A 14,999-nucleotide genomic window follows, 5' to 3' on the forward strand; every position below is an offset into this window, starting at 1 on the left:
CTGGCCAGATCTACCAACTTAACGAGGTTTAGCGATGACAACCGTGCATGAGCCGAAACCGGCCGCGGGGCGCTACGAGCTCAGCCATCTGCGTTCGCTGGAGGCCGAGGCGATCCACATCATCAGGGAGGTGGCCGCCGAGTTCGAGCGGCCGGTCCTGCTGTTCTCCGGCGGCAAGGACTCCATCGTCATGCTGCACCTCGCGCTGAAGGCGTTCCGGCCGGGACGGCTGCCGTTTCCGGTGATGCACGTCGACACCGGCCACAACTTCGACGAGGTTCTGCAGGCCCGCGACGAGCTCGTCGCCGAAGCCGGGGTGCGGCTGATCGTGGCGAAGGTGCAGGACGACATCGACGCCGGACGCGTCGTCGAAACCATCCCGTCGCGTAACCCGATCCAGACGGTCACCCTGCTGCGAGCCATCCGCGAGAACAAGTTCGACGCCGCGTTCGGCGGCGCCCGCCGCGACGAGGAGAAGGCCCGCGCCAAGGAACGGGTGTTCAGCTTCCGCGACGAGTTCGGCCAGTGGGACCCCAAGGCCCAGCGACCCGAGCTGTGGAACCTGTACAACGGCCGCCACCACAAGGGTGAACACATCCGGGTGTTCCCGCTGAGCAACTGGACCGAATTCGACATCTGGTCCTACATCGGCGCCGAGAAGATCAAGCTCCCGACGATTTACTACGCACACCGGCGCAAGGTCTTCGAGCGCGACGGCATGCTGCTGGCCGTGCACAGGTACATGCAGCCGCGCAAAGACGAGACCGTGGTCGAGAAGACGGTGCGGTTCCGCACGGTGGGCGACGTCACCTGCACCGGTTGCGTCGAGTCCACCGCCGCAACGGTTTCCGAAGTGATCGCCGAGACGGCGGTTTCGCGGCTCACCGAACGCGGTGCCACCCGTGCGGACGACCGCATCTCGGAGGCGGGGATGGAAGACCGCAAGCGGGAGGGTTATTTCTGATGACGACGCTGCTGCGCCTCGCCACCGCCGGTTCTGTCGACGACGGCAAGTCCACGCTCATCGGCCGCCTGCTCTACGACTCCAAGGCCGTCATGGAAGACCAGCTGGCCTCCGTCGAACGCACCTCGAAGGAGCGCGGGCACGACTACACCGACCTGGCTCTGGTGACCGATGGCCTGCGCGCCGAGCGTGAGCAGGGCATCACGATCGACGTCGCGTACCGCTATTTCGCCACACCCAAGCGGAAATTCATCATTGCCGACACCCCCGGCCATATTCAGTACACCCGCAACATGGTGACCGGGGCGTCCACGGCGCAGTTGGTGATCGTGTTGGTCGATGCGCGCCACGGCCTGCTCGAGCAGTCCCGCCGCCACGCGTTCCTGGCGTCGCTGTTGGGCATCCAGCATGTCGTGCTCGCGGTGAACAAGATGGACCTGATCGGCTGGGACAGAGAGCAGTTCGAGAAGATCCGCGATGACTTCCACGATTTCGCCGCCCGGTTGGACATCCACGATGTGACGACGATTCCGCTGTCGGCGTTGCACGGCGACAATGTCGTGGCGAAGTCCGACAACACCCCGTGGTACGAGGGCCCGCCCCTGCTGACCCATCTCGAAGAGGTCTACATCGCCGGCGACCGCAACCTGGTCGACGTGCGGTTCCCGGTCCAGTACGTGATCCGCCCGCAGAGCCATGAACATCACGACCACCGCAGCTACGCCGGCACCGTCGCCGGCGGTGTCATGAAGGTCGGCGACGACGTGGTGGTGCTGCCCGCAGGGCTCACCTCGCGGATCGCCGCCATCGAAGGGCCCAGCGGACCCGTCGACGCCGCATTCCCGCCGATGGCCGTCTCGATCAGCCTCACCGACGACATCGACATCTCCCGCGGAGACCTCATCGCGCGGCCGAACAATCAGCCGCGCGTTACACAGGAATTCGACGCGACCGTGTGCTGGATGGCCGATGCGTCATCGCTGGAACCCGGTCGCGATTACCTGATCAAGCACACCACCCGCACCACGCGGGCCAGGGTGACGGCACTGGACTACCGGCTCGACGTCAACACCCTGCACCGCGACAAAGAGGCCACCGCGCTCAAACTCAATGAGCTGGGCCGTATTTCGCTGCGCACCCAGACCCCGCTGCTGCTCGACGAGTACAGCCGCAACGCGTCGACCGGGTCGTTCATCCTGATCGATCCGCACACCAACGGCACCGTGGCCGCCGGCATGATCCTGCCCCAGGTCAGCGCGCGCACCTCCAGCCCGAACACCGTGCGCCACGAGTCGCTGTGCAAGGCCGAGGACCGGCTGACCACCGGCAAGACCGTGTGGTTCACCGGCCTGTCCGGCTCAGGCAAGTCGTCAGTCGCGATGCTGGTCGAGCAGAAGCTGATCGAAAAGGGCATCCCCGCATATGTTCTCGACGGCGACAACCTGCGGCACGGCCTGAACGCCGACCTGGGCTTCTCGATGGCCGACCGTGCCGAGAACCAGCGCAGGCTCGCCCATGTCGCGGCGATCCTCGCCGACTCCGGGCAGGTGGTGTTGGTGCCCGCGATCAGCCCGCTGGAGGAGCATCGTGCGCTGGCGCGCAAGGTGACCACCGAGGCCGGCTTGCAGTTCTTCGAAGTGTTCTGCGACACCCCCATCGAGGATTGCGAACGCCGCGACCCGAAGGGCTTGTACGCCAAGGCGCGTGCCGGTGAGATCACCCACTTCACCGGGATCGACAGCCCATATCAGCGTCCGAAGAACCCGGACCTGCGGCTGACCCCCGACCGCTCGCCGGAAGCGCTCGCCGATCTCGTCATCGAGCTGTTGGAAAGCCGTCCGTGATGCAGCCGAGCGACCACGAGGTCGCCGCACGGCTGGCCGGTGAGGCTGGAACGCTGCTTCTGGGTGTGCGCGACGAGCTCGCCGACGCCACCCCGACCGAGCGAAAGGCAGCCGGTGACAAGAGGTCTCACGACTTTCTCATGCAGGCGCTGGCCACCCAGCGGCCCGGCGACGCCGTGCTGTCCGAGGAAGGCGCCGACGACCCCGTCCGCTTGCGCTCCGAACGGGTGTGGATCGTCGACCCGCTGGACGGCACGCGCGAATTCTCCGAGCTCGGCCGCGACGACTGGGCGGTGCACGTGGCGCTCTGGCAAGGCGGCGAACTCGTCGCCGGGGCGGTAGCGCTTCCCGCCCAGGGCATTACGCTCGCCACGCCGACCGTCGCGGTCCCACCTGCAGGCCCCGCTAAGCCACGCGTCGTCGTCTCGCGCACCCGTCCGCCCGCCATCGCCCTCGCAGTATGTGAGGCCCTCGACGGCGTGCTCGTCGAAATGGGCTCGGCCGGAGCCAAAGTCGCCTCGGTCGTCCAAGGGTTCTCCGACGTGTACGTCCACGCTGGCGGCCAGTACGAATGGGATTCGGCGGCGCCGGTCGCGGTGGCCCGCGCCGCGGGGCTGCACACCTCGCGCATCGACGGCTCGCCGCTGAGCTACAACCGGCCCGACCCGCTGCTGCCCGATTTGGTGGTGTGCAGGCCCGAACTGGCAGACGCGGTTCTTGCCATCACCGGCTAGCACGTGAACAAGGCCCGCTGACAGCGCTGCAGCGCCTACGCTCGGCGGGGTGAGCACCCCTTCCACCACGGTCAGCAGGCTGCGCGAGAAACAGAGCACCTCGCGTAGTCGGTTCGACGAACTGCTCGACAGCACACCGCTGGCCACGGTCGCGCTGGTGCGCGACGGCCATCCAGTGATCTTTCCGACCGGATTCGCGCGCGTCGACGACCAGTTGGTCATCCACGGTTCGACGGGATCACCGTGGATGCGTACGCTGGCCGCGGGCGCGCCTGCCGCCGTCGCTGTCACCGCGTTGGATGGAATCGTGGTGGCCCGCAGCGGTTTCGAGTCCTCGTTTCGATATCGCAGCGCCGTCGTCTTCGGGGTGTTCGAGCGGGTGCCTGACGCCGAGAAGGAGCGTTGTCTGCAGCGGCTCACCGACACGTTCATCCCGGGGCGCGCCGCAGAGCTTCGGCCCAGCTCCCGCAGGGAACTCGCGGCGACACTGCCGCTGCGGCTGCCGATCGGCACGGACAACTGGTCGCTGAAGATCAGCAACGGCTGGCCCGACGACCCGGACGAGGACGTCGCAGGGGACGCGTGGGCGGGGGTCATCCCCATGTCGCTCACCTACGGTGCGCCGCTGGCTGCGCCCGATCTCAGGCCGGGTATCCCGCTACCCCAATCGGTGCGGGCGATGACCGGCGCATCGCGGTAGGCCCGGTCATCCGCCCTGTCGGTGGCACAATTCAGGGCATGCGGATGTCGGCCAAGGCGGAGTATGCCGTCCGGGCGATGGTCCAATTGGCCGCTGCCGAGGAGGGCTCGGTGGTCAAGACCGACGATCTGGCCAAGGCGCAGGGCATTCCACCGCAGTTCCTGGTCGATATCCTGGCTGAGTTGCGCACCGACCGGCTGGTTCGCAGCCGCCGCGGCCGCGAAGGTGGCTACGAGCTGGCCCGACCCGCGGCCGACATCAGCATTGCCGACGTGCTCAGGTGTATCGACGGCCCATTGGCCAGCGTGCGCGACATCGGGCTGGGGGACCTGCCGTATTCGGGGCCGACGGCGGCGCTGACCGACGTGTGGCGGGCGCTGCGGGCCAGCATGCGTTCGGTGCTGGAGCAGACCAGCCTGGCCGACGTGGCCTCCGGCAAGCTGCCCATTCACGTCGCACGGTTCGCCGACGATTACCTGGGCCAGGAGCAGGAGCGGGGGCACCGCACCGTCGGTTAACGACGCCTCTGCCGAAACGCGATGCCGTCGAGCAGCATTCGCAGTCCGCGGTCGAAATCGTCTTCGGCCGACGTCTCTGAGGCGACCTCCGACAGTGAATGGACATTCGGGTAATCGATACCAGCCACCGCCCCGATGCGGGCGGCGACCATCGGACCCGCCAGATCTGCCTGTGCCGCACCGGTCACCAACCCCAGCAGCGCATGAAACGCCGCCAGCCGATCGTGATCGTCCAGGCCCGCCCGGCACAGGGCAGCGATCAGGGCATCGGCGGCCGCGAAGCCCGTCGATGACGACATCCGGCGGGTCAGCACCAGCGGAATGGCTGCTGGATGGGAACGAATGCCCCGCCACATCGCGGTCGCAACGCCGTAGGCGTCCTGCTGCCAGTCGCCGGTGGGCGCCGGCAACCGCACCTCCGCCACGATTGCGGCCACCACGAGTTCCTCCAGGCCATCCTTGCCGGAAACGTAGTTGTAGAGGGTCATCGGCCCGGTGCCCAGTTTCGCCGCCAGGGCCCTCATGCTCAGCGCGCTGACGCCCGACTCGTCGACCAGTCGCAGCGCGGCGGCGGCGATTTCATCGATGGTGAAACGGGCCCGCAATCCAACCCCCTTGACAAGTACGGCGTACGTAAAGGAGTCTAGCCATACGTACGGTGTACCTATGAGAAGGGGTCTGGACATGTCGGCGATCCTCCCGACGCAGCGCGTCGACTTTCGTTCCGATGGCACCCGGTGCGCGGCATGGCTGACACTGCCGGCCGGAGCCGGACCGCATCCTGCGATCGCGCTCGTCCACGGCTTCGGCGCGACGCACGACATGATGCTTTCGCAATACGAGCTGTACTTCGCCGGTGCAGGCATCGCGACTCTGGCCTTCGATTACCGCAACACTGGTGCATCCGACGGGCAACCGCGGCAGCGCATTTCGCTGCGACAGCAGCGGTCGGATGTGGAGGCGGCGTTGGACTTTCTCGCCAGGCGGCCGCACATCGATTCCAATCGCATCGGATTGTGGGGCACGAGTCTCGGTGGGATGAATGTCCTGCGGGTCGCGGCTACCCGTAACGACGTCGCGGCGGTGGTCGTGCAATGTCCGATCGTGCATGGCCCCGCGGCAGCCCTGAAGTTGGGGCTGGTGCCGGCACTTCGCCTCGTACCCTTGATCGTCGACGATGCGGTGCGAGCATCTTTGCGCCGACGCAGGCGATACGTGCCGATTGTCGGCCCACCGGGCAGTACCGCAGCGGTCACCATTGCTGGCGCCGAAGCGGGTTGGCGCTCCACCGTCCCGCCCGACGCCTGGTTCGACAACCGGGTCGCCGCGGCGGACACCGTTGAACTCGTCTGGACGTCGAGTCTCCGACAATCCCGTACGATCACCGCGCCGCTACTGGTTTGTGTATCCGAGCGCGAAACGCTTATCGCCCCGAAATACGTTGAGTTGGTTGCGCAAAGGGCGCCGCTAGGTGAGGTACGTCGGTACGACGCAGACCATTTCGACGTCTACCATCCGCCTCTCGTGCACGAGGTACTCGCCGACCAGACCGCGTTCCTTAAGGAGCATCTCCATGTCGGCTCGTGAGCTTCTCCTTGCCAACGACGCGAGGTTCGGCGCGTTCGCGCGTGGTCTCGGTGCGCAAGACTGGTCACGACCGAGCCTGTGCGGCCGTTGGACCAACCACGAGTTGCTCGCTCACCTCATCGTCGGGCTCAGTGCGCCGCTGGGAGCTGTCGTCGGCGCGATGGTGCGTCATTGCGGCTCTTTCGATGAGGCGAACGCGCAGATGGCAACGGCGCTGGCGGGCACGAGGTCTCCAGCCGCCCTGCTCGATGACTTCGAGATACTGAGCCGGGAGCCGTGCGGACTGGGCCGCTACTTCCCGTCGCGGCTGCTGCTCGGCGACCACGTCACCCACGAACTCGACGTCGTCTTCGCGGTGGATCGCGAGCCGGAGATTCCGCCGCAGATTCTGGTGACAGTGCTCAAGACCCAAGTGGCCGTACCGAATCCGTTCGTGCCGGCGTTCCGCAATTCGCGCGGCTTACGGTTGCGCGCGACAGACGCCGACTGGAGCCACGGACACCGGGGCCGAGCCGTCGAAGGCCGGGCCGCCGACCTCGTTTCGGTCCTCGGCAACCGGCCCAAGATGCTGTCACGCCTAGAGGGCGACGGTGTGGCCGTGCTGGCGTCGAGACTCAGCTACCGGACCCGTACGGGCGGGTGATGATCTCGAGGTAGTGGCCCGCCGGGTCCTGGAAGTAGACGCCGCGGCCGCCGTCGTTGTGGTTGATCTCGCCCGGCCTGCTGCCTCTGGGGTCGGCCCAGTGCGGTATACCGCGGTCACGGATCTTGCCGTAGATCGAGTCGAACTCCGCTTCGGAGACCAGGAATGCGTAGTGCTGCGGCGGAATCTCCTGGTCGTCTGGCACCTCGGCGTAGTCGAGACTGACATCGTTGGCGACGTTCACCACCAGAAAATGACCGAAGGGCTGCGGCTCGGGAAGGCCGAACAGTTCCGTCAGGAACGTCGCCGATTCATTCTTGTCCTTAGCGGCGACGATCGTGTGGTTCAACTGGATGCTCATGCATTGCCAGTTAATCACTTTCGTCCGACCGCCGTCGACGCAATTATGGGAAGCATGGTCGGCGTCTTGACTGGATCACGCGTCACGCTGCGCGCGCCGCGGCTCGACGATGCCGGCGAGCTCTTCGCATCCGTGGCCTCGGATCCGGAAGTGACGCGCTACATGTCGTGGACGCCGCATTGCGACGTCAGCGAGACGCGCCGGGTGATCACCGAACTGTTCAACGTCGACGATGAGCGGACATGGCTGATCCAGCTGCACGAGGGCGACATCATCGGCACGTGTGGTTTCCCGCCGGCCCAGGCTCCTCACAGCCTGGACTTCGGCTATTGCCTCGGTCGCAGGTGGTGGGGGCGCGGGCTTATGGACGAAGCTGTCGGGCTCCTGCTGACCGAGATGGAAAGCGACCCCGACGTATTCCGTGTCTCGGCGGTCTGTCACGTCGATAACGTCCGGTCTGCGCGCGTACTGCAACGTGCCGGGCTGTCACTGGACGGCAGGCTGACCCGACACACCGTCTTCCCCAACCTCGGCCCAGAACCGCAGGACGTCCTGCTGTGGGCGAAGGCGGTCAGGTGATCTCAGCGTCGCGTGGTACGAATGAGCATTCAAGCGATGGGAGGCAATGATGCCGAACGGGTTTCACCTGAGCGACCTGATGGTTCCGGTGGTCGTTGCGCCGATGGCCGGCGGCCCGTCGACGCCGGAGCTCGCCGCCGCCGGCACCAACGCCGGCGGACTCGGCTTCGTCGCCGCGGGCTACCTGAGCGCCGACGCCTTCGCCGAGCGGATCTCCGCCGCGCGCAAGCTCAGCAGCGGTCCGCTGGGGGCCAACCTGTTCGCCCCGCAGCCGAGCGCCGCCACACCCGAAACGATCGAGAAATACACCGCGGCACTGGCGTCCGACGCCGCGCGATACGGCGCCGAACTCGGCAAGCCGACCTACAGCGACGACGACTGGGCGGCAAAGATCGATGTGCTGCTCGACCTGCGTCCCGAGGTCGCATCCTTCACGTTCGGCCTGCCCAGCGCCGATGAATGCCGGCGATTGCGCGAGGTGGGCATCGTGACCGTCGGCACGGTCACGTCGGCGTCGGAGGCGGACGCTGCGATGAACCGCGGCGTCGACGCGATGGCGGTGCAAGGCCCGTCGGCGGGCGGGCACCGCGGCACGTTCGACCCCGTCGCCGAACCCAACCCGCAACCGCTGGCCGAGTTGCTCGCCGCGGTGCTCGACCGGGTGGACGTGCCGGTCATCGCCGCCGGTGGTCTGGTGACCGCCGATGACGTCAACCGCGTGATCGAGGCGGGCGCAATGGCGGCGCAGCTCGGTACGGCGTTTCTGCTCGCCGATGAAGCGGGCAGCAGCCCTGTGCACCGTGCGGCGCTGACCGATCCTCAGTTCTCCGAAACCGTTGTCACCAAGTCGTTTTCCGGACGCTATGCGCGCGGACTGCGCAACCGCTTCATCGAAGACCACGAGGCGCAGGCGCCGTTCGGCTATCCCGAGATCCATTACCTGACCGGGCCGCTGCGCGCCGCCGCGGTGCGGGCAGGCGACCCGCACGGCACCAACGTGTGGGCGGGCACCGGATTTGCGTCGATCAAGTCCGGGCCGGTCGCCGACATCATCGCCTCCCTGACCTAGCGATTTCGGCGTGCTGGGCCGCGCTGTGCGCAACCAGCCACGCCCGAATCGTAGGGGCGGCGTGCCACAATCGCCGTCGTGCAAATTGGGATGACGATGCCGGTCATGGAGCCGGACCTCGATGCGCCGCTTCTCCAGGCGTGGGCCAGGGAGATCGACGACGGACCGTTCTCGTCGCTGTGCTGGGGCGAGCGCATCGCCTTCGACAACCCGGAAGTGCTCACGCTGCTCGGCGCGCTGGCAGCATGGACCGACCGCGTGCGGTTGGTGACGACGGTAGTGGTGCCGCAGCTGCACGACCCGGTCATGCTCGCGAAATCGTTGGCCACAGGCGACGTGCTCAGCGGCGGCAGGCTCACCGTCGGCATTGGAGTCGGTGGTCGGCGCGAGGACTACGAGGCCGTCGGTGCCGATCCGGCGATGCAGACGATTCGCGGGATGGCCGAGCGTGTCGGGGTGATGAAGCGAATCTGGTTGGGCGAGAAGGTGACCGACTCCATCCTGCCCGTAGGGCCCGCCCCTGTGCAGACGGGTGGCCCGCGACTGCTGGTCGGCACGATCGGCCCGAAGACCGTGAAATCTGCTGCCGCATGGGCCGACGGCCTGGCGGGCACCACGCTGGACCTCGACACCGCCAAGCAGAGCGAACTCTACGACGTCGCGCGCACGGCCTGGGCGGAGGCCGGCAAGCCGACACCGCTGCTGGCCACCTCGTTCTGGTTTGCGATCGGCGAGGGCGACGAGCCGCGCGCGCAGATGCACCGCCACCTCCGGCGCTACATGAACTGGATCCCGGCCGAATATGTCGATGCGATGGCTCCGACCACTGGCTGGACAGGCACTGAAGACGAATTGCTCAATGTGCTACGGCAATTCGAGGACATCGGCACCGACGAGGTGCATCTGATCCCGACGAGCTCCGATCTCGATCAGCTGCGACGGGTCGCCGACATCGTCAATGACTTCGCAGGGGAGCGCTAGGCCTCATAGTCCCCCACGTCCTCGTCGTCGTCCTCGTCTTCGTAATCGTCGTCGAATTCCTCGTCGACGTACGGTGTGTTCATCCCCGCCAGGTGCTCCGGATCGGCGGTGACCAACTCCCACGTCGTCTGCGGGTGATATTCGGCCCACTTCTCCTCGTCACCGAAGTGGATGGCCAGCACGCCACCGTCGAGAAATTCAAAGCCGTCGTCGTCACCATAATCCTGCGGCTGCGGCTGTCCGCTGAAACGCACCTGGAACGCCATGGCGGCCAGTTTTCCACGACGGCTGCCAAACACCGTCCCGGTGGTGCGCTTACGTGGTAAAGCTGCCGTCATGACGACCGTGGGACAAACGGCCGAATTTTTCTTCTCGGTCGGTCTCGGCACATCGATGTCGGGAGTTCTCGCGAAGTACTACGATGCCTCAAACGAGGCCGCTTACTTCGGCATCATCGGCGCATTCGCCATCGTCTCAGGCTTGGTGGTCTTCGCGCTCGCACCGTGGATCAGCCGCCAGATGGAAGGCGTGCACTGAACTGGCTACGGCGTGACAGCGTCCGGTGATTCGGGCAGTACCTGCCCGCCGTCGACGGCGATCGCCTGGCCGGTGATATATCCCGCCTCCTGCGTGGCGAGGAAGGCCGCGAGATAGCCGATGTCGCTAGGTGTACCGAGCGCGCCCGCGGGAATCGCACGCGCCATGCCCTCGAGATAGTCGGGGCCCATATCGGCCAGGCCCTCGGTGAGAATGTTTCCGGGGAGCACTGCGTTGACGGTAATCCCGTGCGGCGCAAGCTCGATCGCGGCCGTCCGCATGAAGCCCAGCTGCGCCGACTTCGACGCACCGTAATGAGACCAGTTCGGAAAGCCGGTGATGGGTCCCGTGATCGACGACGTGAGGATGACCCGACCCCGGCCGGAGGCGATCAGCGACGGCAGGCAGGCCTGCACCGAGTAGACGGTGCCCTTCACGTTCACGTCGAGCACCTCGTCGAGCTGCTGCGGGGTCATGGTGGCCAACGGCGCCTCGGGGAAGATGCCGGCGTTGGCGCACAGCACGTCGATGCCGCCGAAGGCGTCGACGATCGCGGCGGCCATCGCCGTACACGACTCGGGATTTATAACGTCGGTCGTCACCCCGATCACCTTGCCGTCGCCGAGCCCGTCGAGCGCGGCCACCGCCGCGTCGAGATCGGTCGTAGACCGTGCCGCCACCGCAACATTGGCGTGCGCCTCGGCGAAAACGGACGCGATGCCACGGCCGATACCCTTACTGCCGCCAGTGACAACGACTGACTTACCTGCAAGCGCGAACACAGCAGTCAGTGTGGCTCAGCGCCCGTCGTCGCGCAGGCGGAGTGACCGCATCGGTTGCCGTACCGGCGGTCAGGCACCAGGATTGGAGAGTCGATGGACTTCAACCACGCGGTCGAACTGGCGGGCATCGACGCGGTCGGTCAGGGCGCGCTCTTGGCCGCTGGCGACGTGTCGGCCGTCGAGCTGCTGGACGCCGCGATCATTCGGGTCGAGGCGACCCGCCACCTCAACGCCGTCATCGCTGACCTCTTCGACCGCGGGCGGGCACAGGCCGCGCACATCGACGCTGCGGGGCACGCGGCCCTGCCCGGTCCGTTGGCAGGGGTGCCGTTCCTGCTCAAGGATCTCGGCGCTGCGCTGGTCGGCGCTCCGGAGGCAATGGGGTCGCGGGCACTGCGCACTCACGTTTCGACGGAAACCGCTTGGCTCGTCGAGCGGTACCTGTCCGCCGGGCTCGTGGTGTTCGGCAAGACCAACACCCCCGAGTGGGGCAATCACTGCACGACCGAGCCGTCGCTGTTCGGGCCGACGGTCAATCCGTGGTCGCCGTCGATCACGCCGGGCGGATCGAGTGGCGGGTCGGCTGCCGCTGTGGCGGCAGGCGTGGTTCCGGCGGCGTCCGGAGGCGACGGGACAGGCTCTATCCGTGTGCCCGCCTCCTGCTGCGGGCTGGTCGGCCTCAAACCCCGCCGCGGGCGGAGCTCATTCGCACCCGATTCCGGCCATTCGCTGGAAGGTCTGGTCAACGCGCACGCTCTCACCCGCACCGTGCGCGATAGCGCCGCCCTGCTCGACGTCATCACCGGCAGCGCGCCCGGCGATCCGTATTTCGCGCCGCCGCCATCCACGCCGTACGTGGAGGCGATCGCGGAAGACCCTCCGCCCCAACGCATCCTGCTGGCTACCGCATCGCCGTTCCCGGGTCCGCAGACCGACGCTGCGGTGGTGGCCGCCGTCGAAGGCACCGGGCGACAGCTCGCCGAGCTCGGCCACGCGGTCGAAACCGGCGCTCCCACAATAGATGCCGACGTCGTCGCCAACGCGATCGCGGTGCTGCACACCGTCAGCAACGTCGGTCTGTACGAGCTCGCGGCCCATCACCTCGGGCGCGAGCCGTCAGAAGGCGAATTCGAAATCAGCACCTGGGTGATGGTCCGCGAAGGGTTCGACACCACCGGCGCCGCGTACGCCGGCGCGATCGCCGACGTGCACGCCCAGACGCGCCGCTTCGCCGCAGGCATGGCGAACCACGACGTGCTGCTGGTACCGACGCTGCTGACATCTCCGCCGCCGTATGCGTTGTTGAACCAGCCCCGCGGCAGCACCCGTGCCTTCTTCGACGTCGAATTCGCCACCACGGGGTGGACGTCGCTGGCGAATGTCACCGGCTGGGCGGCAATTTCGCTTCCCACCGGCAGCACCGAGGAAGGTTTGCCGGTCGGCGTGCAGCTGATGGCTCCGGACGAGATGGTGCTCCTGCAGCTCGCCGCTCAGCTCGAAGCCGCGGCCCCGTGGGCCGATCGGCGGCCGCTGTTGTGGGTGAGTTGAGCCGGCACTTCCGGCTCAAATTCTGGCAAAGAACCACCGCAGTGCTGCGGGTCAACGGTTACGCTTCGGCGGTCCGCACAAATGCGGCAGTCCCGACTCTTGGAGGTATGCCTCGTGGGGCTCGTCATCGGAATCATCGTCGCCGTCGTCATCGTGGTGCTAATCGTCGTCGTGATCGTCGGTTACAACGGCTTGGTCCGGGCGCGCAACGCCTACAAGAACGCCTTCGCGCAAATCGACGTCCAGTTGCGTCGGCGCTTCGACCTCATCCCGAACCTGGTGGAGACCGCCAAGGCCTACATGGCGCATGAGCGCCAGACGCTCGAAGCGGTGGTCGCGGCTCGCGGGGCCGCGATGAACAGTTTGGCTGCGGCGCAGGCTAACCCGGGCGACCCGGCGGCCATGCAACAGTTGGCAGCCGGCCAACAGGCGCTCAACGGCGCTCTGGGCAGGCTCATCGCGGTCGCCGAACAGTATCCCGACCTGAAGGCGAACCAGAACATGATGCAGCTCTCGGAGGAGTTGACCTCCACCGAGAACAAGGTCGCGTTTTCCCGGCAGGCGTACAACGACGCGGTGATGAACTACAACAACCGCCGGGAGACGTTCCCGGGCAGCGTCTACGCCGGCATCTTCAACTTCGCTCCGGCGGCGCTCCTGGAGATTCCGCCGGAGCACCCCGAGATGAGGGACGCGCCCAGGGTCCAGTTCTAAAAGCGATTGGCGGTCATGAACTTCTTCGACCACCAGCGCGCAGCCAAGGGCTCGACGGCCAAACTGGTGTTCTTGTTCGTGATCGCCGTGGTGGCGCTCGTCGCCGGGATCAACGCCGCCGTTGCGATCACCATGGCGTATAAGCAATTCGACGCCTCGGAGATCCTCGGCACCGTCATCGTTGTTACGGCGGCCACCCTGTTGATCATCACCGGGCGCATGTTCTTCAAGATGCTCTCGCTCCGGCAGGGCGGCGCGGCCATCGCCGCGTCGCTCGGGGGCGTGCCCGTCGATCCCACGACCACCGACCCCCAGCTGCGGCGGCTGGTCAACATCGTCGAGGAGATGTCACTGGCCTCGGGTGTCCCGGTGCCGCGATTGTTCGTGATGCCGCAGGAGCCGGGCATCAACGCGTTCGCGGCCGGGTTCACTCCCGCCGACGCGGCGATCACGGTCACCGGTGGCGCGCTGGCCCAACTCAACCGCGACGAGTTGCAGGGGGTCATCGGGCACGAGTTCAGCCACATCCTCAACGGCGACATGCGTCTGAACATCCGGCTGATCGCACTTCTCGCAGGCATCCTGCTGATCGGGATGATCGGCTTGCGGTTTTTGCAGTTCGGTGGCCGCGGCAGCGACAGCAAGGCAGGCGCACCCATCGTCGTCCTTGCCATCGCGATGCTGGTGCTCGGTTTCATCGGGGTGTTCTTCGCGAACCTGATAAAGGCGGCGGTGTCCCGCCAACGCGAGTGGTTGGCCGACGCCTCTGCCGTGCAGTTCACCCGTCAGACCACGGGTCTGGAGGGGGCGCTGAAGAAGATCGGCGGCATCCCGACGGGTTCGCGGCTGCGGGACTCACGCAGCGCGACCGAAGTGAGCCACATGCTCTTCGGCGAGGGCGTCAAGCGGTCGTTCACCTCGCTCTACGCGACGCATCCGCCGCTGATCGATCGGATCAAGGCACTCAACCCCAGCTTCGATCCTCGCGAGATGGCCGAACTCCGTCAGCGGTACAGCCAGCAGGTGCCCGACGGGCTGGCCGAGGACATCGCGGCCGGATTTGCCCCTGCCGGAACGGCGTTGGGCCGCAGGGCCCCGGCACCGGTACCTCCGTCATCCCGACGCACCGTCAGTCCGGAGCACGTCGCTGCGCGGGCCGGCACGTTTACGCCAGAAGACTTGAAATACGGCGCCGCACTGCACGGCCGGTTGCCTGCCGAGATCCGACAACTCGCCAGCCAGCCCACCACGGCCCCGGCCGCCGTGATCGGCTTGCTGCTCGCGCCGTCCGGCGAGGCCGTGCGCGCGCGCCAGCTGGATGCGGTGGCCGCGCGGCTGGGTCCCGCCCTGGCTCGAGACGCCTCGGCATTGGCCGAGCAGATGGCCAAGCTGGCCCACGAACTGCGTCTGCCGTTCGTGGAGCTGGCTTTGCCTCAGC

General features: G+C 66.9%; 17 protein-coding genes and 1 pseudogene. 14 read left to right on the forward strand and 4 right to left on the reverse strand.

The window, feature by feature from the left end:
- Positions 1–34 precede the first annotated feature (34 nt).
- The 5 genes from cysD to A5651_RS07905 are packed head-to-tail and all read left to right on the forward strand — an operon-like array spanning position 35 to position 4,760.
- Entirely contained in the window at positions 35–964 is a 930-nt protein-coding gene (gene cysD, locus A5651_RS07885) for a sulfate adenylyltransferase subunit CysD (RefSeq protein ID WP_066977847.1), read from the forward strand.
- Positions 964–2,808 (forward strand): sulfate adenylyltransferase subunit CysN, encoded by a 1,845-nt coding sequence (cysN, locus tag A5651_RS07890; RefSeq protein WP_066977850.1) that lies wholly within the window; start codon positions 964–966, stop codon positions 2,806–2,808. Before cysD ends, cysN begins: the two co-directional genes overlap by 1 nt.
- Positions 2,808–3,542, forward strand: coding sequence for a 3'(2'),5'-bisphosphate nucleotidase CysQ (locus A5651_RS07895; protein WP_066977853.1), 735 nt, complete (start codon positions 2,808–2,810; stop codon positions 3,540–3,542). The genes cysN and A5651_RS07895 overlap by 1 nt, the downstream gene beginning before the upstream one ends.
- A gap of 49 nt (positions 3,543–3,591) precedes the next feature.
- Positions 3,592–4,242 (forward strand): pyridoxamine 5'-phosphate oxidase family protein, encoded by a 651-nt coding sequence (locus A5651_RS07900; protein WP_066977856.1) that lies wholly within the window; start codon positions 3,592–3,594, stop codon positions 4,240–4,242.
- A 38-nt stretch (positions 4,243–4,280) separates the two neighbouring features.
- Complete coding sequence (locus A5651_RS07905; RefSeq protein WP_066977859.1) at positions 4,281–4,760, forward strand: RrF2 family transcriptional regulator; 480 nt, start codon at positions 4,281–4,283, stop codon at positions 4,758–4,760.
- On the opposite strand, the gene A5651_RS07910 is transcribed toward A5651_RS07905, so the two are convergent.
- Positions 4,757–5,365 carry a TetR/AcrR family transcriptional regulator gene (locus A5651_RS07910; protein ID WP_066977862.1) on the reverse strand — a complete coding sequence of 203 codons (609 nt, stop codon included), beginning with the start codon at positions 5,363–5,365 and terminating at the stop codon, positions 4,757–4,759. The genes A5651_RS07905 and A5651_RS07910 overlap by 4 nt on opposite strands.
- Positions 5,366–5,426: 61 nt before the next feature.
- On the opposite strand from A5651_RS07910, the gene A5651_RS07915 reads away from it, so the two are divergent.
- Positions 5,427–6,347, forward strand: a complete 921-nt coding sequence (locus A5651_RS07915; protein ID WP_231988612.1) for an alpha/beta hydrolase — start codon at positions 5,427–5,429, stop codon at positions 6,345–6,347.
- Positions 6,334–6,990, forward strand: a complete 657-nt coding sequence (locus tag A5651_RS07920; RefSeq protein ID WP_066977869.1) for a maleylpyruvate isomerase family mycothiol-dependent enzyme — start codon at positions 6,334–6,336, stop codon at positions 6,988–6,990. Before A5651_RS07915 ends, A5651_RS07920 begins: the two co-directional genes overlap by 14 nt.
- Here the strand turns inward: A5651_RS07920 and A5651_RS07925 are convergent.
- Positions 6,962–7,351, reverse strand: coding sequence for a VOC family protein (locus A5651_RS07925; RefSeq protein WP_066977872.1), 390 nt, complete (start codon positions 7,349–7,351; stop codon positions 6,962–6,964). The two genes, A5651_RS07920 and A5651_RS07925, sit on opposite strands and share 29 nt — an antisense overlap.
- Positions 7,352–7,396: 45 nt before the next feature.
- Between A5651_RS07925 and A5651_RS07930 the strand changes: the two genes are divergently transcribed.
- From A5651_RS07930 to A5651_RS07940, 3 genes are all read left to right on the forward strand, one after another.
- Positions 7,397–7,930, forward strand: coding sequence for a GNAT family N-acetyltransferase (locus A5651_RS07930; RefSeq protein WP_156662714.1), 534 nt, complete (start codon positions 7,397–7,399; stop codon positions 7,928–7,930).
- Between the two features lie 49 nt (positions 7,931–7,979).
- Positions 7,980–8,999 (forward strand): nitronate monooxygenase, encoded by a 1,020-nt coding sequence (locus tag A5651_RS07935; RefSeq protein ID WP_066977920.1) that lies wholly within the window; start codon positions 7,980–7,982, stop codon positions 8,997–8,999.
- 90 nt (positions 9,000–9,089) lie between these two features.
- Complete coding sequence (locus A5651_RS07940; RefSeq protein WP_066977877.1) at positions 9,090–9,980, forward strand: LLM class flavin-dependent oxidoreductase; 891 nt, start codon at positions 9,090–9,092, stop codon at positions 9,978–9,980.
- Here the strand turns inward: A5651_RS07940 and A5651_RS07945 are convergent.
- Positions 9,977–10,318 (reverse strand): hypothetical protein, encoded by a 342-nt coding sequence (locus A5651_RS07945; RefSeq protein ID WP_231988613.1) that lies wholly within the window; start codon positions 10,316–10,318, stop codon positions 9,977–9,979. The genes A5651_RS07940 and A5651_RS07945 overlap by 4 nt on opposite strands.
- 19 nt (positions 10,319–10,337) lie before the next feature.
- On the opposite strand from A5651_RS07945, the pseudogene A5651_RS07950 reads away from it, so the two are divergent.
- Positions 10,338–10,517 (forward strand): annotated as a pseudogene (locus tag A5651_RS07950) (MFS transporter); the annotation flags it as partial.
- Positions 10,518–10,522: 5 nt separating this feature from the next.
- Here A5651_RS07950 and fabG read toward each other — a convergent pair.
- Entirely contained in the window at positions 10,523–11,299 is a 777-nt protein-coding gene (gene fabG, locus A5651_RS07955; RefSeq protein ID WP_066977886.1) for a 3-oxoacyl-ACP reductase FabG, read from the reverse strand.
- 93 nt (positions 11,300–11,392) lie between these two features.
- Between fabG and A5651_RS07960 the strand changes: the two genes are divergently transcribed.
- The 3 genes from A5651_RS07960 to A5651_RS07970 form a co-directional block, all read left to right on the forward strand.
- The gene (locus tag A5651_RS07960) at positions 11,393–12,847 is read left to right on the forward strand and encodes an amidase (RefSeq protein ID WP_066977889.1); all 1,455 of its coding nucleotides are present in this window, start codon (positions 11,393–11,395) and stop codon (positions 12,845–12,847) included.
- A gap of 114 nt (positions 12,848–12,961) precedes the next feature.
- Complete coding sequence (locus tag A5651_RS07965; RefSeq protein WP_066977923.1) at positions 12,962–13,561, forward strand: LemA family protein; 600 nt, start codon at positions 12,962–12,964, stop codon at positions 13,559–13,561.
- A gap of 15 nt (positions 13,562–13,576) precedes the next feature.
- A partial coding sequence (locus tag A5651_RS07970; protein WP_066977901.1) for a M48 family metallopeptidase occupies positions 13,577–14,999 on the forward strand: 1,423 nt, incomplete at its 3' end.

The sequence above is a fragment of the Mycobacterium sp. 1274761.0 genome (assembly GCF_001668615.1).
In the GTDB taxonomy this organism is placed as follows: Bacteria; Actinomycetota; Actinomycetes; order Mycobacteriales; family Mycobacteriaceae; genus Mycobacterium.